The sequence below is a fragment of the Streptomyces sp. SAJ15 genome (assembly GCF_007595705.1).
GTDB lineage: Bacteria > Actinomycetota > Actinomycetes > Streptomycetales > Streptomycetaceae > Streptomyces.
The window spans coordinates 37,328-60,776 of sequence record NZ_NISY01000018.1; the positions used below are offsets into that span (position 1 = coordinate 37,328).

17 protein-coding genes are annotated in these 23,449 nt (G+C 72.6%); 9 read left to right on the forward strand and 8 right to left on the reverse strand.

Annotation, left to right across the window (positions count from 1 at the left end):
* Positions 1-7: 7 nt before the first annotated feature.
* Entirely contained in the window at positions 8-433 is a 426-nt protein-coding gene (locus CD790_RS30550; RefSeq protein ID WP_144386635.1) for a hypothetical protein, read from the reverse strand.
* A 142-nt stretch (positions 434-575) separates the two neighbouring features.
* Positions 576-1,790: a hypothetical protein gene (locus tag CD790_RS30555; protein ID WP_144386636.1), complete on the reverse strand. Its 1,215-nt coding sequence runs from the start codon at positions 1,788-1,790 to the stop codon at positions 576-578.
* Between the two features lie 147 nt (positions 1,791-1,937).
* Between CD790_RS30555 and CD790_RS30560 the strand changes: the two genes are divergently transcribed.
* Positions 1,938-5,891 carry a helix-turn-helix domain-containing protein gene (locus CD790_RS30560; RefSeq protein WP_144386637.1) on the forward strand — a complete coding sequence of 1,318 codons (3,954 nt, stop codon included), beginning with the start codon at positions 1,938-1,940 and terminating at the stop codon, positions 5,889-5,891.
* Between the two features lie 101 nt (positions 5,892-5,992).
* Entirely contained in the window at positions 5,993-6,424 is a 432-nt protein-coding gene (locus tag CD790_RS37035; RefSeq protein WP_399218506.1) for a hypothetical protein, read from the forward strand.
* A 111-nt stretch (positions 6,425-6,535) separates the two neighbouring features.
* Here CD790_RS37035 and CD790_RS30570 read toward each other — a convergent pair whose 3' ends face one another.
* Both CD790_RS30570 and CD790_RS30575 read right to left on the reverse strand, forming a co-directional pair.
* A complete protein-coding gene (locus CD790_RS30570; protein ID WP_144386638.1) occupies positions 6,536-6,970 on the reverse strand; it encodes a hypothetical protein in 435 nt (144 codons plus the stop codon).
* A gap of 231 nt (positions 6,971-7,201) precedes the next feature.
* Positions 7,202-7,678 carry a hypothetical protein gene (locus CD790_RS30575; RefSeq protein ID WP_144386639.1) on the reverse strand — a complete coding sequence of 159 codons (477 nt, stop codon included), beginning with the start codon at positions 7,676-7,678 and terminating at the stop codon, positions 7,202-7,204.
* 65 nt (positions 7,679-7,743) lie between these two features.
* On the opposite strand from CD790_RS30575, the gene CD790_RS30580 reads away from it, so the two are divergent.
* The 3 genes from CD790_RS30580 (at position 7,744) to CD790_RS30600 (ending at position 13,434) form a co-directional block, all read left to right on the forward strand.
* Complete coding sequence (locus CD790_RS30580; RefSeq protein ID WP_144386640.1) at positions 7,744-8,715, forward strand: YafY family protein; 972 nt, start codon at positions 7,744-7,746, stop codon at positions 8,713-8,715.
* Between the two features lie 181 nt (positions 8,716-8,896).
* On the forward strand, positions 8,897-9,319 hold the full coding sequence (locus tag CD790_RS34980; RefSeq protein WP_186319315.1) for a hypothetical protein: 423 nt from the start codon (positions 8,897-8,899) through the stop codon (positions 9,317-9,319).
* Positions 9,316-13,434 (forward strand): tetratricopeptide repeat protein, encoded by a 4,119-nt coding sequence (locus CD790_RS30600; RefSeq protein ID WP_186319316.1) that lies wholly within the window; start codon positions 9,316-9,318, stop codon positions 13,432-13,434. The genes CD790_RS34980 and CD790_RS30600 overlap by 4 nt, the downstream gene beginning before the upstream one ends.
* A gap of 69 nt (positions 13,435-13,503) precedes the next feature.
* Here the strand turns inward: CD790_RS30600 and CD790_RS30605 are convergent, their stop codons facing one another.
* Positions 13,504-13,926 carry a MarR family winged helix-turn-helix transcriptional regulator gene (locus CD790_RS30605; RefSeq protein WP_144386645.1) on the reverse strand — a complete coding sequence of 141 codons (423 nt, stop codon included), beginning with the start codon at positions 13,924-13,926 and terminating at the stop codon, positions 13,504-13,506.
* Between the two features lie 176 nt (positions 13,927-14,102).
* Here CD790_RS30605 and eno point away from each other — a divergent pair, with 176 nt between their 5' ends.
* The 3 genes from eno to CD790_RS30620 all read left to right on the forward strand — a co-directional run bounded on the left by eno (position 14,103) and on the right by CD790_RS30620 (position 18,958).
* Positions 14,103-15,419, forward strand: coding sequence for a phosphopyruvate hydratase (gene eno, locus CD790_RS30610; protein WP_144386646.1), 1,317 nt, complete (start codon positions 14,103-14,105; stop codon positions 15,417-15,419).
* 260 nt (positions 15,420-15,679) lie between these two features.
* The gene (locus CD790_RS30615; protein ID WP_144386647.1) at positions 15,680-17,590 is read left to right on the forward strand and encodes a glycoside hydrolase family 5 protein; all 1,911 of its coding nucleotides are present in this window, start codon (positions 15,680-15,682) and stop codon (positions 17,588-17,590) included.
* Positions 17,591-17,926: 336 nt separating this feature from the next.
* Complete coding sequence (locus CD790_RS30620) at positions 17,927-18,958, forward strand: endonuclease/exonuclease/phosphatase family protein (protein WP_222108325.1); 1,032 nt, start codon at positions 17,927-17,929, stop codon at positions 18,956-18,958.
* A 9-nt stretch (positions 18,959-18,967) separates the two neighbouring features.
* On the opposite strand, the gene CD790_RS30625 is transcribed toward CD790_RS30620, so the two are convergent.
* Positions 18,968-19,951 carry a LysR family transcriptional regulator gene (locus tag CD790_RS30625; protein ID WP_144386649.1) on the reverse strand — a complete coding sequence of 328 codons (984 nt, stop codon included), beginning with the start codon at positions 19,949-19,951 and terminating at the stop codon, positions 18,968-18,970.
* A 140-nt stretch (positions 19,952-20,091) separates the two neighbouring features.
* Here CD790_RS30625 and CD790_RS30630 point away from each other — a divergent pair, with 140 nt between their 5' ends.
* The gene (locus CD790_RS30630; protein WP_144386650.1) at positions 20,092-21,336 is read left to right on the forward strand and encodes a M6 family metalloprotease domain-containing protein; all 1,245 of its coding nucleotides are present in this window, start codon (positions 20,092-20,094) and stop codon (positions 21,334-21,336) included.
* 57 nt (positions 21,337-21,393) lie between these two features.
* Here the strand turns inward: CD790_RS30630 and CD790_RS30635 are convergent, their stop codons facing one another.
* Positions 21,394-22,407, reverse strand: coding sequence for an ABC transporter ATP-binding protein (locus CD790_RS30635; RefSeq protein WP_144386651.1), 1,014 nt, complete (start codon positions 22,405-22,407; stop codon positions 21,394-21,396).
* Entirely contained in the window at positions 22,404-23,426 is a 1,023-nt protein-coding gene (locus tag CD790_RS30640; RefSeq protein WP_144386691.1) for an ABC transporter ATP-binding protein, read from the reverse strand. The genes CD790_RS30635 and CD790_RS30640 overlap by 4 nt, the downstream gene beginning before the upstream one ends.
* Between the last annotated feature and the right edge of the window lie 23 nt (positions 23,427-23,449).

The window sequence follows — 23,449 nt, forward strand, 5'->3', positions numbered from 1 at the left end:
ACGGCTCTTATTTCAAGTAGTCGCGCACGGCATCGAGGAACGCCCGGCGGCTTGGACGGATGTACTCCCAGACCTTCTCGTCCTGCGGTTGCCCCGGGTCACCCGGGCCATCCCGAATCACGTCCTGAACATCGAACGCGAGCCGACGTGCCGCCTCGTTGACCTCGGACGCGCACAACATGTGAATCGTCTTCTGGGTGACCCACACCCTGTCGATGACCTGTTTGGCCCGCGCTTGCCACTGTTCATCGGCCAAGTCGTGGTGGTAGTGGTCCACGGCGACCCGTTCCGCTTCCTGCACGGCGGACAGGAAATCGATGAGGTGGGTGAGGCGTTCGGTACGGCGTGCCCCCCGCTCCGACACGCGTCCCTGCCAGTACTGGGCCACGACCGAGATAAGCCCGCCGAGTGCGACGCCGATGATTGTCCACACACACTCATTCTGGCAACGACGAGACTCATCTCACCGGAGTTTTGATACTTCCAGCGGCATTTCGTCTCCTGGTGACGCACCGCGCGTCCTCCGTCGCGGAAGGAGATGGGCCTCCACCAGCCCATCCCCTTCTCGCGCGCGGCTACCGGCGCGCGGTCAGCACCGTGCCGGGGCCCGTCTCCTGGGAGCCCCCCGTGCCCGAGTACGTGCCGGTGACGTCGATGGTCCGGCCCGAGGCCGAAATGTGGGTCGCCCAATACGGCATGGCGCCGTCGACGGGCAGGTTCATCGAAACCCACTTTCCGCCGGACTGGCGGAGCGCGACGCGGGTGTCCTCCGTCTTCGCCGCCAGGACGACGGGGTCGCCCTGGCTGATCGCGACCGAGTCAAGCTCCCCGGTCCCCTTCGGCAGCGGGGCCTTGACCCACTTCTTGCCGTCGTAGCGCAGCGCCAGCCCCTGCCAACGGGTTTCAGCCGTCCAGGCACCACCCACCGCCCACAGTCGCCGGTCCGGCCCGGCGGCGACCGCGTGCAGCTGTGCGCGCGTGACACCGAGGTCGGGAGCGGCCACCTCGCTCCAGCGTGTGCCGTCGTAGTGCAGCAGCACCGGCTTTCCGCCGTCGTGGCGGAACTTAGAGCCCACCGCCCACACGTCATCGGCGGCGAGCGCGGTGACGTCGTTCAGGGCCCAGCCCTTGTACCCCTTGGCGACGTCCGGGAGCTTCTGCGCCTTCCAGCGGGTGCCGTCCCAGTGCTGGAGCAGCCCCACAACACGGGTGCCGTCTCCGGTGGCGAGCGCCGCCGCGCCCACTCCCCAGGCATCGTCGGGGGCGCGGGTGTCGACGCCGTCGAACTGGCCTTCCTTGGTCGTTCGGGGCACCGGAGCGACAGCGGACTTCCACGTCTTGCCGTTCCAGTGCTGCGTCACCACACCGCCGACCTGCTTGGCGTAGTCACCGACCACTATGGCGTTGCGCCGCGAAGAAGCGTCGATGTCGTTGAGCCGGACGAAGTAGTTCCGGGGTACGGGCACCGTCTTCATCGGCTTCCAGCCGGAACCCTTGCGTTCGTCACGCTCCCACACGGTGGGCACGAAGTAGGGCGTCTCCATCTCCCCCCTGGGGATGAGCTGCATGCCCGCCACCCATGTGGTCTGCGCATCAGGTCGAGTGGAGGCTGTGAGCGTGTAGTTGCCCGGCGTCACCCTCGACTCGCTCCACCCGATGGCACGTGGTGAGGCCGCGGACGGAGTGGACTCGGCCTCGGCGGCAGCGGCCATCGCCGGCATGGTGCTCGCGGCCAGCGTGAGCACGGCACACGCCACCATCGCACCGCGGACACCGCGGGTACTGGTCATCTTTTTCACGTTGCTGCCTTTCACGTAGACGTCAGCGGACGGGCCCGTGCGCTCCCTCCGTCGCCGGGGGGGGGGGGCGAAAGCGCTGGTGGTCGGGGGTGCGAGGGGGAGCAGGACAACAAGTGGTGGACAAAAAGGGGGGGACGGGTGGGCCGCCGCGAGAGGCCGGTGGACCCGAGCGCGGGTCCGGTTCAGCGTTTCGCCTACGAGCTGCGCAAGCTGCGTGAGGAGGCCGGGGGGCTGACCTACCGGGCGATGGCGCAGCGGGCGCGGTACTCGGTCACGGCCCTGTCCCAGGCGGCGGCGGGCGAGCAGTTGCCCTCGCTGCCGGTGGCGTTGGCGTACGTCGAGGTCTGCGGCGGGGACCGGGCGGAGTGGGAGGCGCGCTGGCGGGAGGCGGCCGCGGAGGCGGCGGAGGCGGCGGTCGTGGAGCGGGCCGAGGACGACGCCGCCGCCGAGCCGCCCTATCGTGGCCTGGCCCGCTTCGAACCGGGCGACCACGAGCGCTTCTTCGGCCGGGACGGTCTCGTCGCCGATGTCGTGGAGCTGGCGCGGAGCAACCGCTTCACCGCCGTCTTCGGCCCCTCCGGAAGTGGTAAGTCCTCGCTGCTGCGGGCGGGCCTGATCCCCGTGCTCCGGGACCCCGCGCTCCGGGATCCCGGGAACGGCGGTGGCGCCCCGTCCGCGGCACCGGCACCCGCCGTCATCCGGGTCCTGACGCCGGGCGAGCACCCGGCCCGTACCCACCGCGCGGCGCTGACCCCGAAGGCGGGGGACGGCGACACCTGGCTGATCGTCGATCAGTTCGAGGAGGTGTTCACGCTCTGCCAGGGGCCGGCCGAGCGGAGGGAGTTCATCGACGCGCTGCTCGCCGCGCGCCAACCGGAGAGCCGGCTGCGCGTCGTCGTCGCCGTTCGGGCCGACTTCTTCGGCCGCTGCGCCGGACACCGCGGGCTGACGGCCGCGCTGCGTGGCGCCACGCTGCTCGTCGGCCCGATGGGACCGGCCGAGCTGCGCGAGGCGATCGTGAAGCCGGCCGCCGCGGCGGGCCTGATCGTGGAGCGGTCGCTGACCGCCCGGATCGTGGCCGAGGTCGCCGACGAACCGGGCGGTCTGCCGCTGATGTCCCACGCCCTGCTGGAGACCTGGCGCCGGCGTCGCGGACGGACGCTGACGGAGGAGGCGTACGAGTCCGTGGGCGGGGTCCACGGCGCGATCGCCGCGACGGCGGAGCGGGTCCACGGCGAGCTGTCCGCGCACCAGGCGGAGCTGGCCCGCCGGATCCTGCTGCGGCTGATCACCCCGGGCGAGGGCGCGCAGGACACCAGGCGCCCGGCGGACCGGGCGGAGCTGGAGACGGGTTCGGCCGACGCGACGGGCGGCACGCCGAGCGATACGCCCGGCGACGCGCCCGGCGACTCCCCGGTCGTCACGTCGGACGACACGTCGCTGGTGCTGGAGCGCCTGGTCCGGGCTCGCCTGGTGACGGTGGACGACGGGGTGGTCGACCTCGCCCACGAGGCGCTGATCACCGCCTGGCCGCGGCTGCGGGGCTGGATCGAGGAGGACCGTGGACGGCTGCGCGTCCACCGGAAGCTGACGGAGGCCGCGCGGTCGTGGCAGGAGCTGCACCGCGATCCGGGCGCGCTGTACCGCGGGGCGCGCCTGGCGGAGGCGGAGGAGGCGTTCGGCTCGGACCGGGAGCGCGCCGCCCTCACTCCCCTGGAGCGGGCGTTCCTCACCGCGAGCAGCGGCGGGCGGCGGCGCTCGCGCCGCCGGGTCCGGGCCGTGGCCGGCACGCTGTCCCTGCTGCTCGTCCTGGCGGTGCTGGCGGGCACGGTGGCCTGGCAGCAGAACCGCGAGAGCGACCAGCGCCGCGCGGAGGCCACCTCCCGCCGCGTCGCGTCGATCGCGGAGACCATGCGCTACGCCGACCCGGTGACGGCGCTGCGGCTGAGCGCCGCCGCGTGGCGGATCAGCCACACGGACGAGGCGCGGGCGGCGCTGCTGGGGGCGGTGACGCAGCAGGAGCAGGACTCCTTCACTGTGCCCGGCACGGGCGCCGACGGGATCGCCGGCGGGGGCGCGTACTTCAGCGCGGACGGGCGGACGATGGTGCGGGTCACGGCCGGCCGGGTGCAGCGCTGGGATGTGGCCGGCCACCGTCGGACCGGCGCGCTCCGTCTGGCCGACGAGGAGCGGGTGGTGGACCTGTCCCGGGACGGGCGGCGGTTGCTGGTGGCGGCGGGCGGTCGGTTGACGAGCCGTGACCTCGACACGGGGAAGCCCGTCGGCCCGCGCCTTGCTCCCGACCCCGGGGACACCTTGGACACCTTGAGCGCCGAGTACGCCCCGAGCGGGCGCATGGTGCTCCTTGCCGACGACCGCTCGGTCAGGTTGTGGGATGTGCGGCGCGGGCGCTTGGTGTTCCAGCGCGAGGGCGAGGACATCTACCAACCCGTCGTCAGTCCGGACGACCGGCTCGTGACGCTGTGCGCGGGGACCTCCCTGGAGCTCTGGGACATCGCCGCGCGGCGTCGGGTGCGCCCGCCCCGCGCGGCGGCGCTGTCGCGCGCCGCCTGCAGTGCCGCTCCGACCCCCGACGGCGGCAGGGCGTGGGAGTTCGATCCGCGGGGCCGTGGGCTGGCGGTCGGCAGGAAGGAGTTGGCCGTCTGGGACCTGGGGTCCGGGAAGACGGTGCCCGTCCCCTACGACGCCGACACGCTGGACGACGTCCGTTTCAGCCGCGACGGACGGTTCGTCTCCACGGTGGGCGACCGGAAGGTCACGCTGTGGCGGATCTCCGCGGACTCCGCTGACTCCGCGGACTCCGCCGAGGCGGTCTACTCGCACGAGCTGGCCAGCGAGTTCGCTGTGGGCCACTGGTTGGATCTGGACCGGGGCGTGATCCGGTACCAGGAGGGGATCGGCGACGGCACCGGCGCCGTGCGGACGCTGTTCGTGGGCGGTGCCACCGCCTCCCCCCGGCGCCGGGAACCGACTCAGAAGGCCGCGTTCAGCCCCGACGGGCGGCTGGTCGTCACGGCCCGCCTCCACGGGGATCAGATGTGGTTCGAGGCGCTGCCCACCGACGGCGGTCGGGCGACCCCGCTGCCGCCGGTCGACTGCGGAACGGCGGACCGGCCGCTGCGGAAGAGCGAGCAGTGCTGGGCGCACCTGGCGTTCAGCGGTGACGGGCGGACCCTGGCCTACGGGGTCGGTGCGACGAAGGTGCACGACGACCCGGAAGTCCAGCACCGGGAAGGGGCCGGGGCTCGCCCGGAGCGGATCGCGGTGTGGGATCTACGGGAGAACCGCAAGCGGGCGGAGCTCGTGCTCGCGACGGGCGTCGACGACGCGGAGAGCGCCGATGCCATCGCGCTCAGCCCGGACGGCTCCTCCCTCTTCGCCCTCCGCCAGCGTCCCGGAGCCGCGCTGGAGCGGTGGGACGCACGGCGCCGCACAGAAGCGCCGCGCCATACCGAGCAGGCCACCGGCAGAACCGGCACCTGGTCGGTCCCTCCGGCCGGCGCCATGGCGGTGCGCCCCGACGGGCAGCGGCTGGCCACCACGCACGGGATCGGCTTCACCCTGCCCTCGGGCCGCCAGTCCTCGGACGCCACCGGGCAGCTGAACGCCCAGGCGCTCGCCTACAGCCCCGACGGCGAACGGCTGGCCCTGGGCAGCCACTCCGGCCGGGTGACCGTGTACGACGGCGACGGGAGGCGCCCCCTGGGCCTGCTCTCCGGGACGGAGTCGAGCCACGTCCGGAAGGGGGAGTCGGTGGCCGCCCTCGCCTACGCGCACGACGGCGCGACCTTGGCCGTGGCGGGCACGAAAGGCACGGTACGGCTGTGGGACGCCGCCTCGGGGCGCCCGCTGGGGACCACGCTCAGCACCGCTGCCGACCCCGTCCTGGCGATCGCGTTCAGCCCCGACGACCGGACCCTGCTCGTGGCCGGGGCCCGCACCCCCCTCAGGGCCTACCCCGTCGACCCGGCCCGCGCCACCGCCGCCGTCTGCGAACGCGCGGGCGGCGGCCTGTCGCGCGCCGACTGGTCCACGTACATCCCGGAGGTCCCGTACCGCGACATCTGCTGATCCGGCCGCGAGGAGGTTTCGGAGAGGGGCGGGACGGGGGAGCGGTGTTCTGGTGCGCCGCGTGGCCGCCCCATGGGCGGAAGACATCGCGGCGGTCCTTCGTGAGCGCCGCGCTCCTCGTGGACTTCGCCGCGCCCCAGATGCCCGCCGTGGCCGCGGCGGCGGAGCGGGCCCCCGGGCCGGCGGCACCCGGAACCCCGGCCGAGGTGGAGGACCTCGCCGGCGTCCGTACGAACGCGACCCTGGGCGCCGAGCCGGCCCGCAAGGCCCGGCCGCTGGTGGTCCTTTCGCCGGGCTTCGGGATGAGCCGGCTGACACTCACCGCGCTCGGCGAGGACCTCGCGTCGCGCGGGTACGCGGTGGCGGCGGTCGACCACACCTACGAGGCCCCGGTCGAGTTCCCCGGCGGGCGCATCGAGACCTGTGAGATCTACGTGAACGCGTTCGTCGACCGGCACCTGCGCGGCACCCCGAGCCCGCTCCTCGACCGGCCGTCCGCGGCCTACCCGGAAGTCAACGTCCTGAAGAAGTAGCGCACATCACCGGCGGGCCCGGGGGTGGCACCAGTGCCACCCCCGCACGGATCGACGCTCGACCGGCGGTGCCGGCTCTGATCAGCCGGCCTCCGCCCGGGTCTGGGGCGGTCAGCCGGCCAGGGGCAGGGCCGCCGCTACCGCGTTCCGCTCCTTGCGGCCGACCAGCGGAAATATGATCTTCAAGCCCTGCTCGCTGTCCGGTGAGGAGACGACGAAGGACGAGTTGAGCACACGTTCCTTGATCTCCGAGCGGACGAGACCGGCGCGCGGGATCGTCATCAGGTGCTCCTCCGGCCGGGCGAACGTCGGGTTCGCCCGGAAGATGAAGATGCGACGGTCGGTCATGGCCAGGTACATGGGGGTCGGCGCCGGGATCACGGCCATGGCACCGGCGCTCATGAGTGCCGAGGCTGCCGCGAACGCTGCCGTCCGGCGTACGGAGACGGAACTGAGGTTGACGATGGTCGCCACCTCGACCCGCTCGCCGGGCTCGAGCAGGGGGTCGACGGCGGCCAACAGCAGTCGGCGGCGCTTTCCGTTCACGGGTGGTGCTCCTGAAGAAGATGGGGCGGGGGCCGTCGGGAACTCCCGTCCGGCGTGCGACGGCCCGGCTCCCGGCGCCGGCGCGGTTTCCGCTGCCCGGAAAGCAGCCGGGGACCGGACTCCCTCGCGAGGCCGTTCGGCGTGAGTCGTCGGCATACCTTAAGCCCGTCTGGCGAGTCGAGGTCGCGGTAGTGACCGGAGCCCGTTTCCCGGCCAGCGCGTTCGCCTCGGTCACCCGGTCCGGCGGGTCATGCGCATGTGCCAGTTGGTGAGCCAGGTCCGCCCCTCGTCCACGGAGAACGCCTGCTCCCAGTGGGCGGTGGTCTCAGTGATCTCCGACCAGACGAAACGGACCTTCACCTTGCGACCGTCGTGCTCGTCATCGCCGTGGAAGACTCCCGTGCCGTCCGGCTGGAAGCGGCCGGTCACGGGAGGGAAGAGCGTGCCGGTGCGCTTGCTCGCCCAGTACAGGGACCACGCGTCGGCGGCCGGGTCGTACAGCCGCAGGGTCAGTCCGGCGAAACTCTTCGTCGGGAACTCGATCTCGTCGAAGCTGGCCCGGCCGTCGAAGTGCGCGGAGGCACGGGTGATGCCCGGGAACTCCTCCCAGCGGTCGTCGCCCTCGGCGGGGTCGAGGAAGTTCTTACGCCAACGGTTGACGACGTCGTAGGTACCGGTGAAGAAGGCGAAGCCAGTGCTGTTGTCCATGCGCAGGAGGCTAAGCCCGTTCCACTGACACCGACTGTCAGTGGATCAGGATAGATTTCCTCGACGTGCGCGCCAGCAGACTCGTCTCCCTCCTCCTCCTGTTGCAGAACCGTGGTCGGATGACCGCCGCGGAGCTGGCGGTGGAGCTGGACGTGTCGGTCCGCACCGTCTACCGCGACGTGGAATCGCTCGCCGCGGCGGGTGTACCGGTGTACGGGGAGCCGGGCCACGACGGCGGCTACGCGCTCGTCGACGGCTACCGCACTCGCCTGACCGGGCTCACCGCCCAGGAAGCGGAGGCGTTGTTCCTGGCCGGGCTGCCCGGGCCCGCGGCTGAGCTGGGGCTCGGCTCGGTGCTGACGGCGGCCGAGCTCAAGCTCGAGGCCGCCCTGCCGGACGAGCTGCGACGGCAGGCCGGCCGCATCCGCGAGCGGTTCCACCTTGACGCACCCGGCTGGTACCGGGAAGCGGACGACGTCCCACACCTGCCGGCGGTCGCAGCGGCGGTGTGGCGGCAGCGGGCACTCCGGGTGCGCTACCAGCGCTGGTATGCCCCCGAGGTCGTGGAACGGCGGCTCGAACCCTACGGGATCGTGCTCAAGGGAGGCCGGTGGTACGTGGTGGCGAACGCCGGCGGCGACTCCCCCCGCACGTACCGGATCAGCCAGATCCTGGAGCTCCACCCGCTCGACGAGGAGTTCACGGCGCCCTCGGACTTCGAACTGGCCACGTACTGGCGATCCCACACCGAACGACTTCAGGAGCGGCTCTGGCAGGGCCGTGCGCAGATCCGGATCTCCCCGACGGGGGTCGAGCGGCTGCGGGAATTCGGGGTGCCGGCGGTGATCGACGCCGTCGAGGCGGGCGAGGAGGAACACCCCGGCGGCTGGCGCCGCGTCCTGATCCCGATCGAGAGCCTGACACACGCGGAGGGCGAACTGCTGAGGCTGGGCGCGCAGGTGGAGGTCGTGGCCCCACCCGAGCTACGGGAGCGGATCACGGCGACGGCGCGAGCGATGGCGGCGCTCTACGGCTGAAGGCGGTGGGCCGGCCTGGTCCCGTGCCGGGAAAGTGAGACGTCGTCGCGATCATCGGGGCCACGATGGGGTGTGGCTGGGCTTCGCGTCTGATTTCCGGCGTATTTCCGTCCGTTCGGAGCGCGTTGGTCGCCGGTGCGCGTTACGGTCGCCCGTCGGTACGGCGCGAAGGGGGAGGCTGATGGGGCCGGAGGAGTTGGTGGCGCTCACCGCGGCGGCGGGGGCGGCGCTGGTGCAGGCGGCGGGGACCGATGCCTGGGCCGGGATGCGGACGTGGACGAGCCGGTGGTGGGGGCGCCTGGGCGAACAGCCGCAACGCGCGGAGCTGGAGCGTCTCGACGCGGCCCGGACGGCCCTGTCCGCCGCCGCTGAGACGGAAGCGGCACACCAGGCGGGGTACTGGAGCGGCCGCTTCGAGATGCTTCTGGAGCTGCTGCCTCCGGAGGCGCGCGAAGAGGCGGTGGCCGAGCTGCGGGCGCTGGTCGGTCAGCGGCCGTCGGCCCGGTACGGGCCCACGACCGTGAACGTGTCAGGCGACGGCCCGGTCTCGGTCCAGAGCGGTGACCACAACCACATGGTGAACAACTTCGGGTCGGGCGCATGACCGATGGCGTCGTCCCCGTCTCCGTGCAGATCGGGAACGACAACACCATCGTCAACAACCTGCCGCCGGAGCACCGCGCGGCGGTGTTGCGGCGGAAGCTGTTGGAGTGGGACGACCTCGTCACGAAGACCCGGTCGGCGCCGACAAGTCCGGCGGCCCTGCTGGACGCGCACCGCGCGGTGGTGCCCTTCCGGGGGCGTGCCGAGGAGCTGGAGGGGCTGCGGGCCTGGTGCGGGGCTCCGGGGCTGGGGATCCAGCTGGTGTACGCGCCGGGCGGGCAGGGCAAGACCCGCCTCGCGCGCCGCCTCGTCGACCGGCTCGGTGAGATGCCGGGCGACGAGCCCTGGAGCGTCCTGTGGCTGAGCCGCGACGCCCCGGCCGGCGAGCTGCCGGTCCTCCGGTACACGCGGTCGCCGCTGCTGGTGGTGGTCGACAACGCCGAGACCCGCACGGACCAGCTGCCCACGCTGCTGAGGGCGGCGGCCGCCGCGCCCAGGACCGTGCGCGTCAAGGTCCTGCTGCTGGCCCGCACCGACGGCGACTGGTGGTACGACCTGCCCGCGGCCACCGAACTGGAAGAGCTGTACGACGCTCCTGTCACGCCCCTGCGCCCGCTGGAGCCCGATCCGGGCCGTCACGCCGAGGCGTACCGTGACGCCGTGGAGGGCCTGGCCCGCGCCCTGCCCCAGGTGCCCGGGCAGCGGCTCATCAAATGGGGGCGCCAGGTCGGGCGCCTCACGCGCCCCGCCGCGTACCGCGTCCGGACGCCGGACATGGATGTGGCGCTCACGCTGCACATGACCGCGCTCGTCGATCTGCTGGACGCGGCCCACAAGCCCGGGGAAGACGCGAGCCGCTCCCGGCCCATGGAGGAACGGCTGCTGGACTACGAGCGTCGCTACTGGATCGCCGTCGAGGCCGACCTGGGCCTGAAGAGGCGCAGGGGCATCGACGCCGTCCTCGCCGCCGCGTTCCTGTGCGGTGCCGCCGACCGCGAGGAGGCCGACGCGCTCCTGGACCGGGTGCCGGTACTCCACGGCCAGACCGCGGACGTCCGCTGGGCCGTGTGCGACTGGATCGGCGCCCTCTACCCCCCGCCCGCCCCGTCGCAGTTCTGGGGGACCCTGCGCCCGGACCGTCTCGCCGAGTACTTCGTGGGCAGCCGGCTCCGTGCCGATCCGCGGCTGGCCGACCGCCTCCTCGCCGGGGCGTCCGAAGCCCAGGCCGCCCGGCTGCTGGTCCTCCACACCCGGGCGGCAGCGCATCCGGCGCACCGCGAGCACCTCGACGCGCAGCTCACCGATCTGTGCTGCCGACACCCCGAGGTGCTCGGCGCCCTCGCCGTCGACGTCGCCACCCAGGTGGAGCGACCGGAGCCGCTGGTGTCGGCCCTGTACCGGCTCACCGACGACCCCGGCACGGATCTCGCCGATCTCATGCGACTGCTGGACCGCCTGCCCTCCTCCTCCCACAACCTGGCCCCCTGGGCGTTGGACCTCACCGAGCGGCTGACCGACATCCACCGCGAGCGAGCCGAGACGAGCTCCGCTCACCTGCCGGCCCTGGCCGGGCTCCTGCGCGTGCTCTGCCGGCGGCACCTCGACATGGGGCACCGGCAGCGCGCGTACGAGGTGACGGAGGAAGCCGTCGGCCGGCTGAGACCGCTGGCGGAGACGGACCCCCCGACCTTCCGGCCGCACCTCGCCGCGTCCCTGCACAACCTGTCGATCGGCCTCGGCGCCGTGGGACGGCGAGCCGACGCCGTGGGACCCGCCTACGAGGCCGTCGGTCTCTACCGCGAACTCGTCGCCGAGTCCGCCTCACCCTCCGACACCCGGGTGTACCGCTCGGAGCTGGCACACGCCCTCAACGCCGTCGCCAACTGCGAGGGGGAGCTCGGCCGCCCCGACAAGGCGCTCACGGCGATCGAGGAGACCGTCGGGATCCGGCGCGAGCTGGTCGGGGAGCGGCGCGAGCGGGCGGAAATGGCCGACGGCCTGAACAACCTGTCCATCTGGCAGAAGGAGTGCGGCCGGCACAAGGAGGCGCTGGTTTCGAGCCGCGAGTCCGTGGAGCGGTACCGGTCCCTGGCCGAGGAGCACCCCGACGCCTTCCGGAAGGGCTTCGCCATGAGCCTCGGCACGTACTCAAACTGCCTACGGGACGCGGGCCGGTACGCGGAAGCCGTGCGAGTGGCCGAGGAGGCGCTCGACATCCGTCGCCACCTGGCCCGGGCGCGGCCCGGCGCCAACCTTCCCGACCTGGCGCGCGCCCTGAACTCCTTCGCCATCGATGCGGACGAGATGGGACGGAGGCGGGAATCCGTCGCGGCGAGCGCCGAGTCCGTGAACCTCTACCGGCGGCTGTACGAAAGGGAACCGGCCGCGTTCGCGGAACGGCTGGCCATGAGCCTCAACACGTACGCCAACCAACTGAACGGCGTCGATGCGCGGGAGGAGGCGCTGAACGCCGCCCGCGAGGCCGTCGCCCTCTACCGCTCCCTGGAGCAGGCGAGTCCCGGGGTGTTCACAGGGGATCTCGCGATGAGCCTGAACACGTACGCCGACCAACTGGAGGCTGCCGGACAGGTTAGGGAAGCGCTGGGCGCCGCCCGTGAGGCCGTCGCCCTCTACCGGCTCGCGGCCGAGGAGCGGCCCGAGGTCTTCCGCCAGGCACTCGTCGTGGGGCTCAACAACCTCGCCCATCAGCTGAGCAACGCGGGCGGGTACGAGGAAGCCCTCGCGACGGCTGAGGAGGGTGTCGCCGTCGCCCGCCGTCTCAGCGCGGCGGACGGGACGCCACCGGCGCTGTCCGCCGTCGCGACGATGCTCGTGACCAGGGCGTCCCGGCTGTACGCGGTGGGCCGGCCGGCCGAGGCCGTACAGGACGCGCGGGAGGCGAAGGCCCTGTTCCGGGAGCTCGTACGGGGGGACCGGGGGGAGGACGCGGCGCCGCATGTGCCGCAGCTGGGGAAGACGCTGTTGCTGCTGGGCGTCGTCCTTCCCGAGGTGGGCCTTCAGGACGAGGCGCTTGAGGCGCTGGCCGAGGCTGCCGGCCTCTTCCGCCGTTCGGTCGAGGACAGTCAGGAGGACATGGCGCTCCACACCCCGCAGCTGTCCGCCGCCCTCACGGAGCTCGGGAGGCTGCTGTCCGCGGCGCGCCGCCACGAGGAGGCGGCCGACGCGTTGCTGGAAGCCGTGCCGCTCGGTCGGAAGACGGCGCGGAAGGACCCCGCGCGTCATCTCGCCGAGTTCGTCGCCCTGCTGGCCGCCACCGTCGAGCTCCTGGTGACGGTCGGGCGCCGCAGTCAGGCCCTGCCGCTCGCGGTCGAGGCTGTCGGTCTGCTGGACGGCCCCCTGCGGGACGCTCCCGCCCGACAGGGGAGCCTCGGGCCGCTGCTGCCCGTTCTCGGCGTTCTCCAGCACGGTGCCGGGTCGGCGGAGGCGGATCGCACGCTACGGCGGGGTGTGGAGGTGGCCGAGGATCTGGCCCGTACCGAGCCGGCGTACCAACCGGTGCTCCAGATGGCGGTCTACGGCCTGGGCACCTACCTCGTCGAACGCCGGCGATGCGAGGAGGGACGGGCCCTCCTCGTCCGCGCCACGGACATCGCCCGCCGACTGGCCGCGGCGGACGCCACGTACGACTCCGCCCTGGCCTGGACGCTGGCGTCTCTCGGCCACTATCCGGCGGAGGACGAGGCACCGCTTCCGGACGCTCTGGAGACCACCAAGGAGGCGGTCACCCTCGCCCGCCGTCTCGCCCGGGCCGATCCGGCCGTCCACGAACCCCTGCTGGCGTGGGCGCTGGCCGTTCACGGTCTGCGCCTCGCCGAGGCCACGCGGCACGACGAGGCGGTGCGAACCGCCGTGGAGGCCGTCACCGTCGCCCGCCGCGCGGCGCACCAGCCGCACCTGGGCTTCGCCCTCTACGCGTCCGCCACGGTACGGCTCCTGGCGAACGCCGAGCCGGAAGGGGCGGCGGCACGGGAGGACATCACCGAAGCCCTCGCCGTCTACCGCGGCCTGGCCCGCGAGGAACCCGGTCTCGTCGCCGGCTATCTCGAGGCCGCGGAGAAGACGCGTCGGGGCCTTTCCCGCGCGTCGGGGCCGTGAAGGGCCGAAGCCGAGGGCCTGGGGGCGCGTGCCGGGCGTCGCGACGGGCCAACGCCGCCTGTTCGGGCGCTAGCGTGTGGCGAGCCGCTCCAGCAGGGCGGCGCTCCGTGCCAACAACGCCCGCTCCTCATCGGTGAGTTCGGCCTCGATGGCCTGTGCGAGCCAACCGACCCTGCGGCCGCGCTCCGCTTCGAGCGCGGCCCGGCCCGCGTCCGACAGCTCGACCAGCGACTTGCGGCCGTCCGTGGGGTGCGCCCGGCGCGTGATCAGGTTCTGTTCCATGAGCAGCCCCACCGCCCGGGCCATCGACTGGGGGCGTACGCGCTGATCGGCGGCGAGGTCGCTGGTGGTCATGGCGCCGTTGCGGTCGAGTGCGCCGAGCACGGCGACCTGGCCCAGCGGGATGCGGTCCTCATGGGTGACGCGTCGGGTGAGTTTGCCCATCGCGGTGCGCAGTTCTGCGGCGATGGCGGCGGCTTCCGAGGTGGGCATAAGGCACTTTACCCCGTTGGTCGGCGAAGCCGTGCACCTGACCTGCACAGCAATGCTGTACAGCAAAGCTGTGCAGCAAAACTGAGCAGCATTGCTGTATGGTTTGCCCTTGTCGGGCTCAGCGCCAGTGCTGTCGCAGCCGGGGCCACGGCACACGACAACGGGAAGGACCTCCCATGTCCGCGAAGGCAGTCGAACCCGCCGAGAACACCGACGCCGCCATCGAGACCGTCACCGCCCGCCGGATCATCGACAGCCGGGGCAACCCCACGGTCGAGGTCGACGTCGTCCTGGCGGATGGATCCCTGGGACGCGCGGCAGTCCCCTCCGGCGCCTCCACCGGTGTGCGGGAGGCCGTGGAACTGCGCGACGGAGACTCCGCGCGCTGGCACGGCAAGGGCGTCGACCGCGCGGTGGCCCACGTCAACGGGGAGATCGCGGCACACGTGCGCGGCCGGGACGCGGCGGACCAGGCGGCTCTCGACGCGGCGCTGGTCGCCCTCGACGGCACCGCCACGAAGTCCCGGCTCGGCGCCAACGCGATCCTCGGCGTCTCCCTCGCCACCGCCAAGGCCGCCGCGGCGGCCCACCGCCAGCCCCTCTACCGCTACCTCGGCGGCGCCGACGCCCACCTCCTGCCGCTGCCGATGATGAACATCGTCAACGGCGGCGCCCACGCCGACAATCCGCTGGACTTCCAGGAGTTCATGATCGTGCCCGTGGGCGCGGACACCTTCGCCGAAGCCGTCCGCATGGGCAGCGAGGTCTTCCACACCCTGCGCCGCGATCTGCTGGCCGCCGGGCACTCCACGGGCGTCGGCGACGAGGGTGGCTTCGCGCCCGCGCTGCGTACCGCTGAGGAGGCGCTCGACTTCGTGATGGCCGCCATCGAGCGCACCGGCTACCGCCCCGGCGCGGACATCGGCCTGGTCATGGACCCGGCGTCGTCGGAGTTCTTCCGCGACGGGGTGTACGACTACGCGGGCGAGGGGGTGCGCCGCACCCCCTCCGAGAACGCCGACTACCTGGCCAGGCTCATCGACGCCTACCCGGTCGTCTCCATCGAGGACCCGATGGCGGAGAACGACCTGGACGGCTGGCGCGAGCTGACCGCCCGCGTCGGCGACCGCTGTCAGCTCACCGGCGACGACGTGTTCTGCACCAACGAGACGCTGCTGCGCGAGGGCATCCGCACCGGCGTCGGCAACTCGGTCCTGGTCAAGGTCAACCAGATCGGGACCCTGACCGAGGCGCTGGCCGCGGTGGCCACGGCCCACCAGGCGGGCTGGACGGCTGTCATGTCGCACCGCTCGGGCGAGACGGAGGACACCACCATCGCGGATCTGGCGGTGGCGACCGGCTGCGGCCAGATCAAGACAGGCTCGCTCTCCCGCTCCGACCGCACGGCGAAGTACAACCAACTGATCCGGATCGAGGAGGAGCTGGGCGACTCGGCGCGCTTCGCGGGCCGCTCCGCACTCCGTCGGGCGTGAACAGCGGGCAGAGCCAGAGACCACGCGGGCCCCCGGATCGGTCGGGGGCCCGCTCGCGTGCCGGGAGGACACATCCTCCTGGGCCGTTCCGCGAGGGGACGCGCCGATCCGAAGAACGAGTAAGGCCCATGCTGTTGTATCCGGCGGTAACAGGGCCTCATTCTGCTGTCGGGTGGCGGAGGTCCTGGACATCCACACACCCGGTCGCCAGGTCGAAATCCTTGACCGCGTACAACTGAATCCGTATCGGGGAGGCATGTATGAGGCGGCTTCCGACCCGCCGCGCGCTCACCCTGGCCGCGCTCTCGGCTCTGCTCACCGGCTTCCTGCCGGCAGCGCCGGGAGGCGTGCACGCTTCGGCCACCACGGCGGCGACAGCCACGGGCACGGCCTCGTGGGCGGGGCCGCTGTCGACCCGTGGCCGTTACATCGTCGACGCGGCCGGCAACCGCTTCAAGCTCAAGTCAGCCAACTGGGGCGGAGCCCAGGGCAGCTGGACCGGATCGGGCGACCGCGCCGACGCCGCGAACCATCACGCGGGCGAGAACTCACACCAGACGCCTCTCGGCCTGGACCGGACCCCGCTGTCCACACTGCTGGCCGACTTCCACCGTCTCGGCCTCAACAGCGTACGGCTGCCGTTCTCCAACGAGATGATCCACACCACGGCACCGGTCCCCGATTCGGCGGTCGCCGCCAATCCGCGGCTGCGCGGCAAGACCCCCCTCGAGGTGTACGACGCGGTCGTCGCGGCCCTGACCGGCGACGGCTTCGCGGTGATCCTCAACAACCACACCATCACCGCGCGCTGGTGCTGCGGCCTGGACGGCAACGAACGCTGGAACACCTCCCAGACGACCGCGCGGTGGGTGGACGACTGGGCCTTCATGGCGGCCCGCTACCGGGACGACAAGCGGGTGGTCGCCGCCGACCTGTACAACGAGGTGCGCCGCGACATCCTGGACGACCCCAACTGGGGAGGCGGTGACCGCCACGACTGGTTCGCCGCCGCGCAGCAGGCAGCGGACCGCATCCTCACCCGGGCCAACCCGGACCTGCTGATCGTCGTCGAAGGCATCAACTGGACCGGCATACCGGCCGACGGGCTGCCCCACGACCGGCCGACCCTGACCCCGGCGCGGACCCTCTCGCACACCCTGACGCGGTCCGGAAAGCTGGTGTACTCCGCGCACTTCTACGGCTTCACCGGGCCGAGGCACTCCGGCGCGACCGGCATCGGGGAGACCCATGACCCGCGCTATCAGGACCTGTCCCGGGCCGAGCTGTACCAGGTACTGCGTGAGCAGGCGTTCTTCGTGACGGACGACGGGACGCATCACACCGCCCCGCTGTGGGTAAGCGAGTTCGGCACCGGAGCCGGAGAGACCGGCGCCAAGGCGCGGGCCTGGTTCACCCACTTCACCGACCATCTCGCGGCCCAGGACACCGACTTCGCGTACTGGCCGCTGGTCGGCTGGAGCGGCGACGGGAAGGGCGACGACTTCGCGCTGCTGCGCTACGACACCACCGGGCGCCGGTCCGGGATCCTCGACGACGGAGACTGGCGGACGAAGGACTGGCGGAAGCTGGTCGACGCCCCCGCCCGCGGCGGACCGATCACCGCCGGGGCCCGCTGGAACATGCTCACCCTGGACCACGCGGACGCCGTGCGCTCGCTGCGCACCCTGGCCCAGGGCGACTGGGACCCGGGTGCCCGCAAGGGGGTCTGCCCCGACGGCCAGCGGCTCATCGGCCTGGCCCACACCGGGGGCCGCGGGCTGTGCACCGACACCGGCACCGGTGATCTGCGGGCGGCGGGCGATACGCACACCGTGGTGCGCGACGAGCGGTATGTCACCGGCGGGGACTGGGCGACCGGCTACACCAAGCTGGAATGCCCGGCCGGGCAGTTCCTCATCGGCTACAGCCTGCGCGGGGCCGCGGTCTCCGCTGCCCTGTGCGTCCCGGCCCGCGAACGGCTCGCCCTCACCGGCCACACCGTCTGGTTCGACCGGGGCGACAACCGGCCGGACGGCGACCCCGGCGGCGAATTCGCCCATGGCCGCTCCAAGGGGCAGTGCGCGAGCGGTGAGTACGCGGCCGGAATCGCCTACACCCGCCGGATCGGCTCCCTCGCGTCACCGGACGCGCTCCTCTGCCGCCCGCTGTAGCGGTCTGAGGCCCGGCCTCCGGCGCCCCGCTGTAGCGGTCTGGGGACCGGCCTCCGGCGTCCGCCGGGGCGCGCCCCGGGATGTTCTTCGGCAGCGGGTCGTGGTCGAGGGCCTCGCGGCTACGCGCTTCGGCCGCCCGGCCTACACCTGGATCGCCGCCTTCCCGAGGTCGTCATAGGTTCGGTGAGCATGCCGGCATTTGACCGCTTTTCACCGAAAGGCCGCCACATGGCTCGTCGATGGTTCACCTCCACTCTGTGCGTGCTGGCACTCCTGGTGCCAGGGTCACTCGGCGCGGCCTCCGCCGCCGAGGGTGGTCGAACTCCCTTGCGAGTCATGACCCGCAACCTCTACCTGGGCGCCGACCTGGCGCCCGTCCTCGCAGCCACCAGCCCACAGGCGCTCGTCGCCGCGGTGACCGCGGCGTACGCGAACGTCCAGGCGACGAACTTCCCCGAGCGCGCCGAGGCGCTGGCCGAGGAGATCGCCGACAGCGACCCCCACCTCGTGGGCCTCCAGGAAGCCGTCCTCTGGCGCAGTCAGACCCCCGCCGGACCGGGCAGCGCCACCCACGTCGAATACGACTTCCTACAGATCCTTCTCGACAAGCTCGCCGCCCGCGGCAAGCACTACGCGGCCGTGGCCACCGTCACCGTGGGCAGCGACTTCGAGGCCCCGCGCTCCACGCCCGCCGGCCTACAGGACATCCGCCTCACCGACCGTGACGTACTCCTGGCCCGCACCGACCTGCCCGCACGGGAATTCTCCGTGGCCAACGCGCAGGCCGCCCAGTTCCAGAACCTCGTGCCCATCTGCCGCCCGGCGCTCGGCTGCCCGCCCAACCCTCCGATCCAGATCCGACGTGGCTGGGTCGCCGCCGACGCCATCCTGCGCGGCCGCACCGTCCGGGTGGTCACCACCCATCTCGAACCCCTCGCCCCCGCCGTCCAGGAAGCACAGACCGGCGAACTGCTCGCGGGCCCGCTGAACACCACGCTCCCGACCGTGCTTCTCGGCGACCTCAACTCGGCCGCCGGCGGGGTCGGCGCGACACCGGGAACCAACACCGAGAGCTACGACCTCCTCCTGGCCGCCGGCTTCACCGACGCCTGGACGGCCACCCACCCCCGCAAACCCGGCTTCACCTGCTGCCAAGCCGCCGACCTGCGCAACCCCACCTCCAACCTCACTCAACGCATCGACTACGTGCTCTTCCGCGGCAAGATCAAAGCCCTGGCGACCCATCTGGTGGGCGAGGCACCGGCCGACCGCACCCCCTCAGGACTGTGGCCCTCGGACCACGCGGGTGTCAGCAGCGTGCTCCAGCTGCGTCGGAGTGACACCCACACAGGAGTGGGACACCGGTGAGAGGGCGGTCTACGGGCCCGTGGGTGAGGTGTCCGTCGGCTGGGCCTCGTGGGGATGGCGGCTGCGCCAGCGGGCGTACGCGGGTAGCTCGGCGCAGAGCTCCAGATAGCCGGTGCCGACGTCGCGCAGGATCGCCGTTCCGTGCGCGGTGAGCGGGCCGTCGCGATGCCAGGCCAGAACATGGCGGTACCACAGAGGGTTTCCGGCCAGCGGGCGGACGGTGGTGCCCGGGACCTCGATGAAGGTGGCCTGGCAGAGGCTGACGGCCAGTCCCGCCCGGACGAGTTCGATCAGCTGCCGCCCTTCGGCCTCATACGGGGTGTGGGGGCGGCGGTCTGTCAGGGCGGCGGCTGAGGCCCAGTATTCGCCGGTCCGATCGGGGTCGGGGCGCGGCACGGCCCAGTCCTCGTCCGCGAGTTGCGCCAGGGTCACCTCCTCCCGTGCCGCGAGCGGGTGCGTCGCCGGGAGCAGTGCGAAGACCGGCTCGGTGACCAGCGGGGTGAGGATCACGTCGGCGCGCGGCGGCAGCCGCTGGTCGGGGTGGTCGCCGAGGATCGCCGCCTCCAGGCGCCCCGCGGCCACGTCGTCCAGGAGCGGGGCGGGCGAGTACTGGCAGCGCGCGGTCACCTCGGCGCCGGGCAGGGCCTGGCGGACGGCCAGCACGAGTCGGCCCAGCAGCGGGGCGCCCACCGAGCCGAGCCGGATCCGCTCCACGGTCGCGGCGCGGCGGGTGGCGCGCGCGGCGTCGTCCAGGAGCGCGTCGATGCCGGGGAGGATGGCTCGGGCCCGCTGGATCACCAGGTCGCCGAAGGGCGTGGGCGCCGCCCCCGCCTTCCCGCGGTCGAAGAGCGCCCCGCCCAACATCGCCTCGATGCGCCTCAGCTGGGCACTGAGCCCGGGCTGGGTCATCCCCAAGCGGGCGGCGGCGCGGGTGAGGCTCCCGGCCTCGGCGACCGCGCACACCACGCGCAGATGCCGTACCTCCAGATCCATGGGCACCTCCCGATCCGCCAGCGCGTCGTCCGGCCATGGCGCGGATGTTATGGACCGGTGACAGCTTTCGGACAGGGCCTGGATCCCCGAAGAATTATGTGAAATGTCACACACCACAACGCATGGAGGTCCCTGAGGCCATGAGGCAGTCCCCTCCCCCGGCGACGGCGCACCGGGTGGCCCTCGTCGCCCTGCTCGCCGCCCTGCTCCTGACGCTCCACGGCACCCCGCCCGCCCACGCGGCGACGCCGTCGGAAGCCTCACCCGAATCCGCGTCGAAGTCCGTGTCGAAGTCCGCGTCCGCCCCCGCTTCGGCCTGCGCCCTGCGCGGCACCACCGGATGGACCGACGAGGGCCACGGCACCGACTACTCCGTGTTCCAGCGCCCCAAGGGGACGAAGAAGGTCGGCATGATCTTCGTGGACTTCCCCGACGCGCCCGCCACCGAGACCCCCGCTTCCAGCGCGGCACAGATCACGCCCGGCACCGACTGGCTGTGGTACGCCTCCTACGGGAAGACCTGGCTGGACATCACCCAGCACCGGCGCTGGGTGCGGATGCCGCACACGTCGACGGACTACGGCTTCGAGCGCGGCCTCACCCACGAGACGCACGAGGCGTACATCAAGGACGCCGTGGCCGCGGCCGACCGCGGTGTGGACTTCTCCGGCTACGACATGGTGTACGTCGTGGCGACGAAGAACGCGCCGGCCATCTCCTTCACGCCCACCTACCTCCACGAGCCCGGCACGGCGGGCGTGGTCGCCGACGGCAAGCGGATCAAGTGGGCGGTGACCTTCGGCCAGGACATGTGGCACTGGGGACCGAAACTGGTGGCTCACGAGACCGCCCACACCTTCGGCCTGCCGGACCTGTACGCGTTCGACGGCGCCGACGCCCACCGTCACGTCGGCGGCTGGGACGTGATGGGCCTGATAGGTGGCGCCGGACCGCAGTACTTCGCCTGGCACTCGTGGAAGCTCGGCTGGACCGCCGACAGGCAGGTGCGCTGCCGGGCCTCGGCGGGCAGCGACACGGTGCGCCTGACCTCGGTCGCCTACCGCGGTGGCACCAAGATGGCGGTGGTCCGCACCGGTCCCACCACCGCGTACGTCGTCGAGTCGAGGCGAGCGGTCCAGGCGGACTCGGAGGTCTGCTCGACCGGCGCGCTGGTCTACAGGGTCGACTCCTCCGTCCAGACCGGCGAGGGCCCGATCCGGGTGATGGACGCCAAGCCAACCGCCACCCCCGCCGAGGGCTGCCGCCCGCTGGACGACGCGCCGTACCAGGTCGGTGAGTCCTTCAGCGACCCCGCCGCGGGGGTGAGGATCGAGGTCCTGAGCGCGGACGGCTCCGGCGACACGGTCCGTATCACCAGGTCGTAGGCGGTTCCGCAGACACGGGTGCCCTGGATCCCAGTGGGATCCAGGGCACCGCGTCGTTCAGAGCCCCTCGGGGAAGTGGCAGGCGACCTCCCTGGCCTCGCCCGGACGCGCGATCCGCAGCAACGGGGCCTCGGTCCGGCAGATGCCCTGGGCCTTGGGACACCGCGGGTGGAAGGTGCAGCCCGGTGGGGGAGCGGCCGGGCTGGGAGGGTCGCCGAGCAGGGTGATCCGCTCGCGGCTCCGCTCGGCCGCCGGGTCCGGCAGCGGCACGGCGGACAGCAGGGCCCGGGTGTAGGGGTGGGCCGGGGCCGCGTACACCCGCGCCTTGTCGCCGATCTCCACGATGCGGCCCAGATACATCACCGCCACTCGGTCGCAGACCCGCTTGACCACCGACAGGTCGTGGGCGATGAAGAGGTAGGCGAGGCCGAGCTCGCGCTGGAGCCGCTCCATGAGGTTGACGATCTGGGCCTGTACGGAGACGTCGAGGGCGGAGACCGGCTCGTCGGCCACCACCAGGCGGGGGCTGGTGGCCAGTGAGCGGGCGATGCCGATGCGCTGGGCCTGCCCGCCGGAGAACTCGTGCGGATAGCGGTCGATGTGCTCGGGGATGAGCCCGACCAGCTCCATCAGCTCCACCGAGCGCTTGCGGGCCTGCGCCGCCGAACTGCCCTGCACCATGAGGGGGTCGGAGATGATCCGGGCCACCGTCTGGCGCGGGTTGAGGGACGAGTGCGGGTCCTGGAAGACCATCTGCAGGTCCCTGCGCAGGGGTTTGAGCGTGCGCTGCGTCAGATGGCTGATGTCGCGTCCGTCGTACGTGATGGAGCCGGAGGTGGGTTCCAGGAGCCGGACGATGAGGCGGCCCGTGGTGGACTTGCCGCAACCGGACTCGCCGACCAGGCCCAGGGTCTCACCGGCCGCGACGTCGAAGCTGACGCCGTCGACGGCCCGGACCGGGGCTGAGCGGGCCCGTCTTCCGGGGAACTCCATCGTCACGTCGCGCAGGGAGAGCAAGGGCCGGGTGACCGTGGCGGTGGCGGTGGCGGTGGCAGGGGCGGTGGTGGTCATGAGGCGACGCCTTCGAGTGCGGGGAGATGGCAGGCGACGGGGTGACCGGCGGGCTCGCCGAACAGCGGCCGCTCGCTCTCGCAGCGGGACCGCTCCTCACGGGAGGCCGTCGCGAGGCGGGGGCACCGAGGCGCGAACGCGCAGCCGGGAGCCGGGACGAGAAGGGAGGGCGGGCTGCCGGGGATGGCCCGCAGCGGCTCGTCGTCCTGGTCGTCCAGGCGGGGCAACGAGTCGAGGAGACCCCGGGTGTAGGGATGGGAGGGGGCGGCGAACAGCATGTCCACCGGCGCCTGTTCGGCGGCCCGGCCGCCGTACATCACCAGCACGTCGTGGGCGACGCGGGCGACCACCCCCAGATCGTGCGTGATCATGATGACGGCCAGGCCCCGGTCCTGTTGGAGCGTGGCGATCAGCTCCAGGATCTGCGCCTGGACGGTGACGTCGAGCGCCGTGGTCGGCTCGTCGGCGATGAGCAGATCCGGCTCGCACGCGAGCGCCATGGCGATCATCACGCGCTGGCGCATGCCGCCGGAGAACTGGTGCGGGTACTCGCCCGCCCGGCGGCGCGGCTCGGGGATGCCGACCTCGGCCAGGGCCTCGACCGCCCGCGCGCGGGCGGCCTTGCGGCCGGAGCGGAAGTGCACCCGGTGGTGCTCGGCGATCTGCTCGCCCACCGTGTAGTACGGATGCAGGCTGGAGAGCGGGTCCTGGAAGATCATGGCCATCTTCCGGCCGCGCAGTCGGTTCAGCTCGCGCTCCGGCAGGTCGACCAGCTCCTGCCCGCCGAGCCGTACGGAGCCGGTGATCTCGGCCCCGGTGTGCAGGCCCATCACCGCCATCGAGGTGACGGACTTGCCGGAGCCGGACTCGCCGACGATGCCGAGGGTCCGCCCCCGGCGCACCTCGAAGCCGAGAGAGTCCACGGCCCGGACGGGACCGTGCCGGGTCGGGAAGGTCACGCTCAGGTCCGTCACGGACAGCAGCGGCGCGGAGTCGTCCCCGGGAAGGCCGGCCGTCATCACGGGAACCGCCTTCAGTCGAT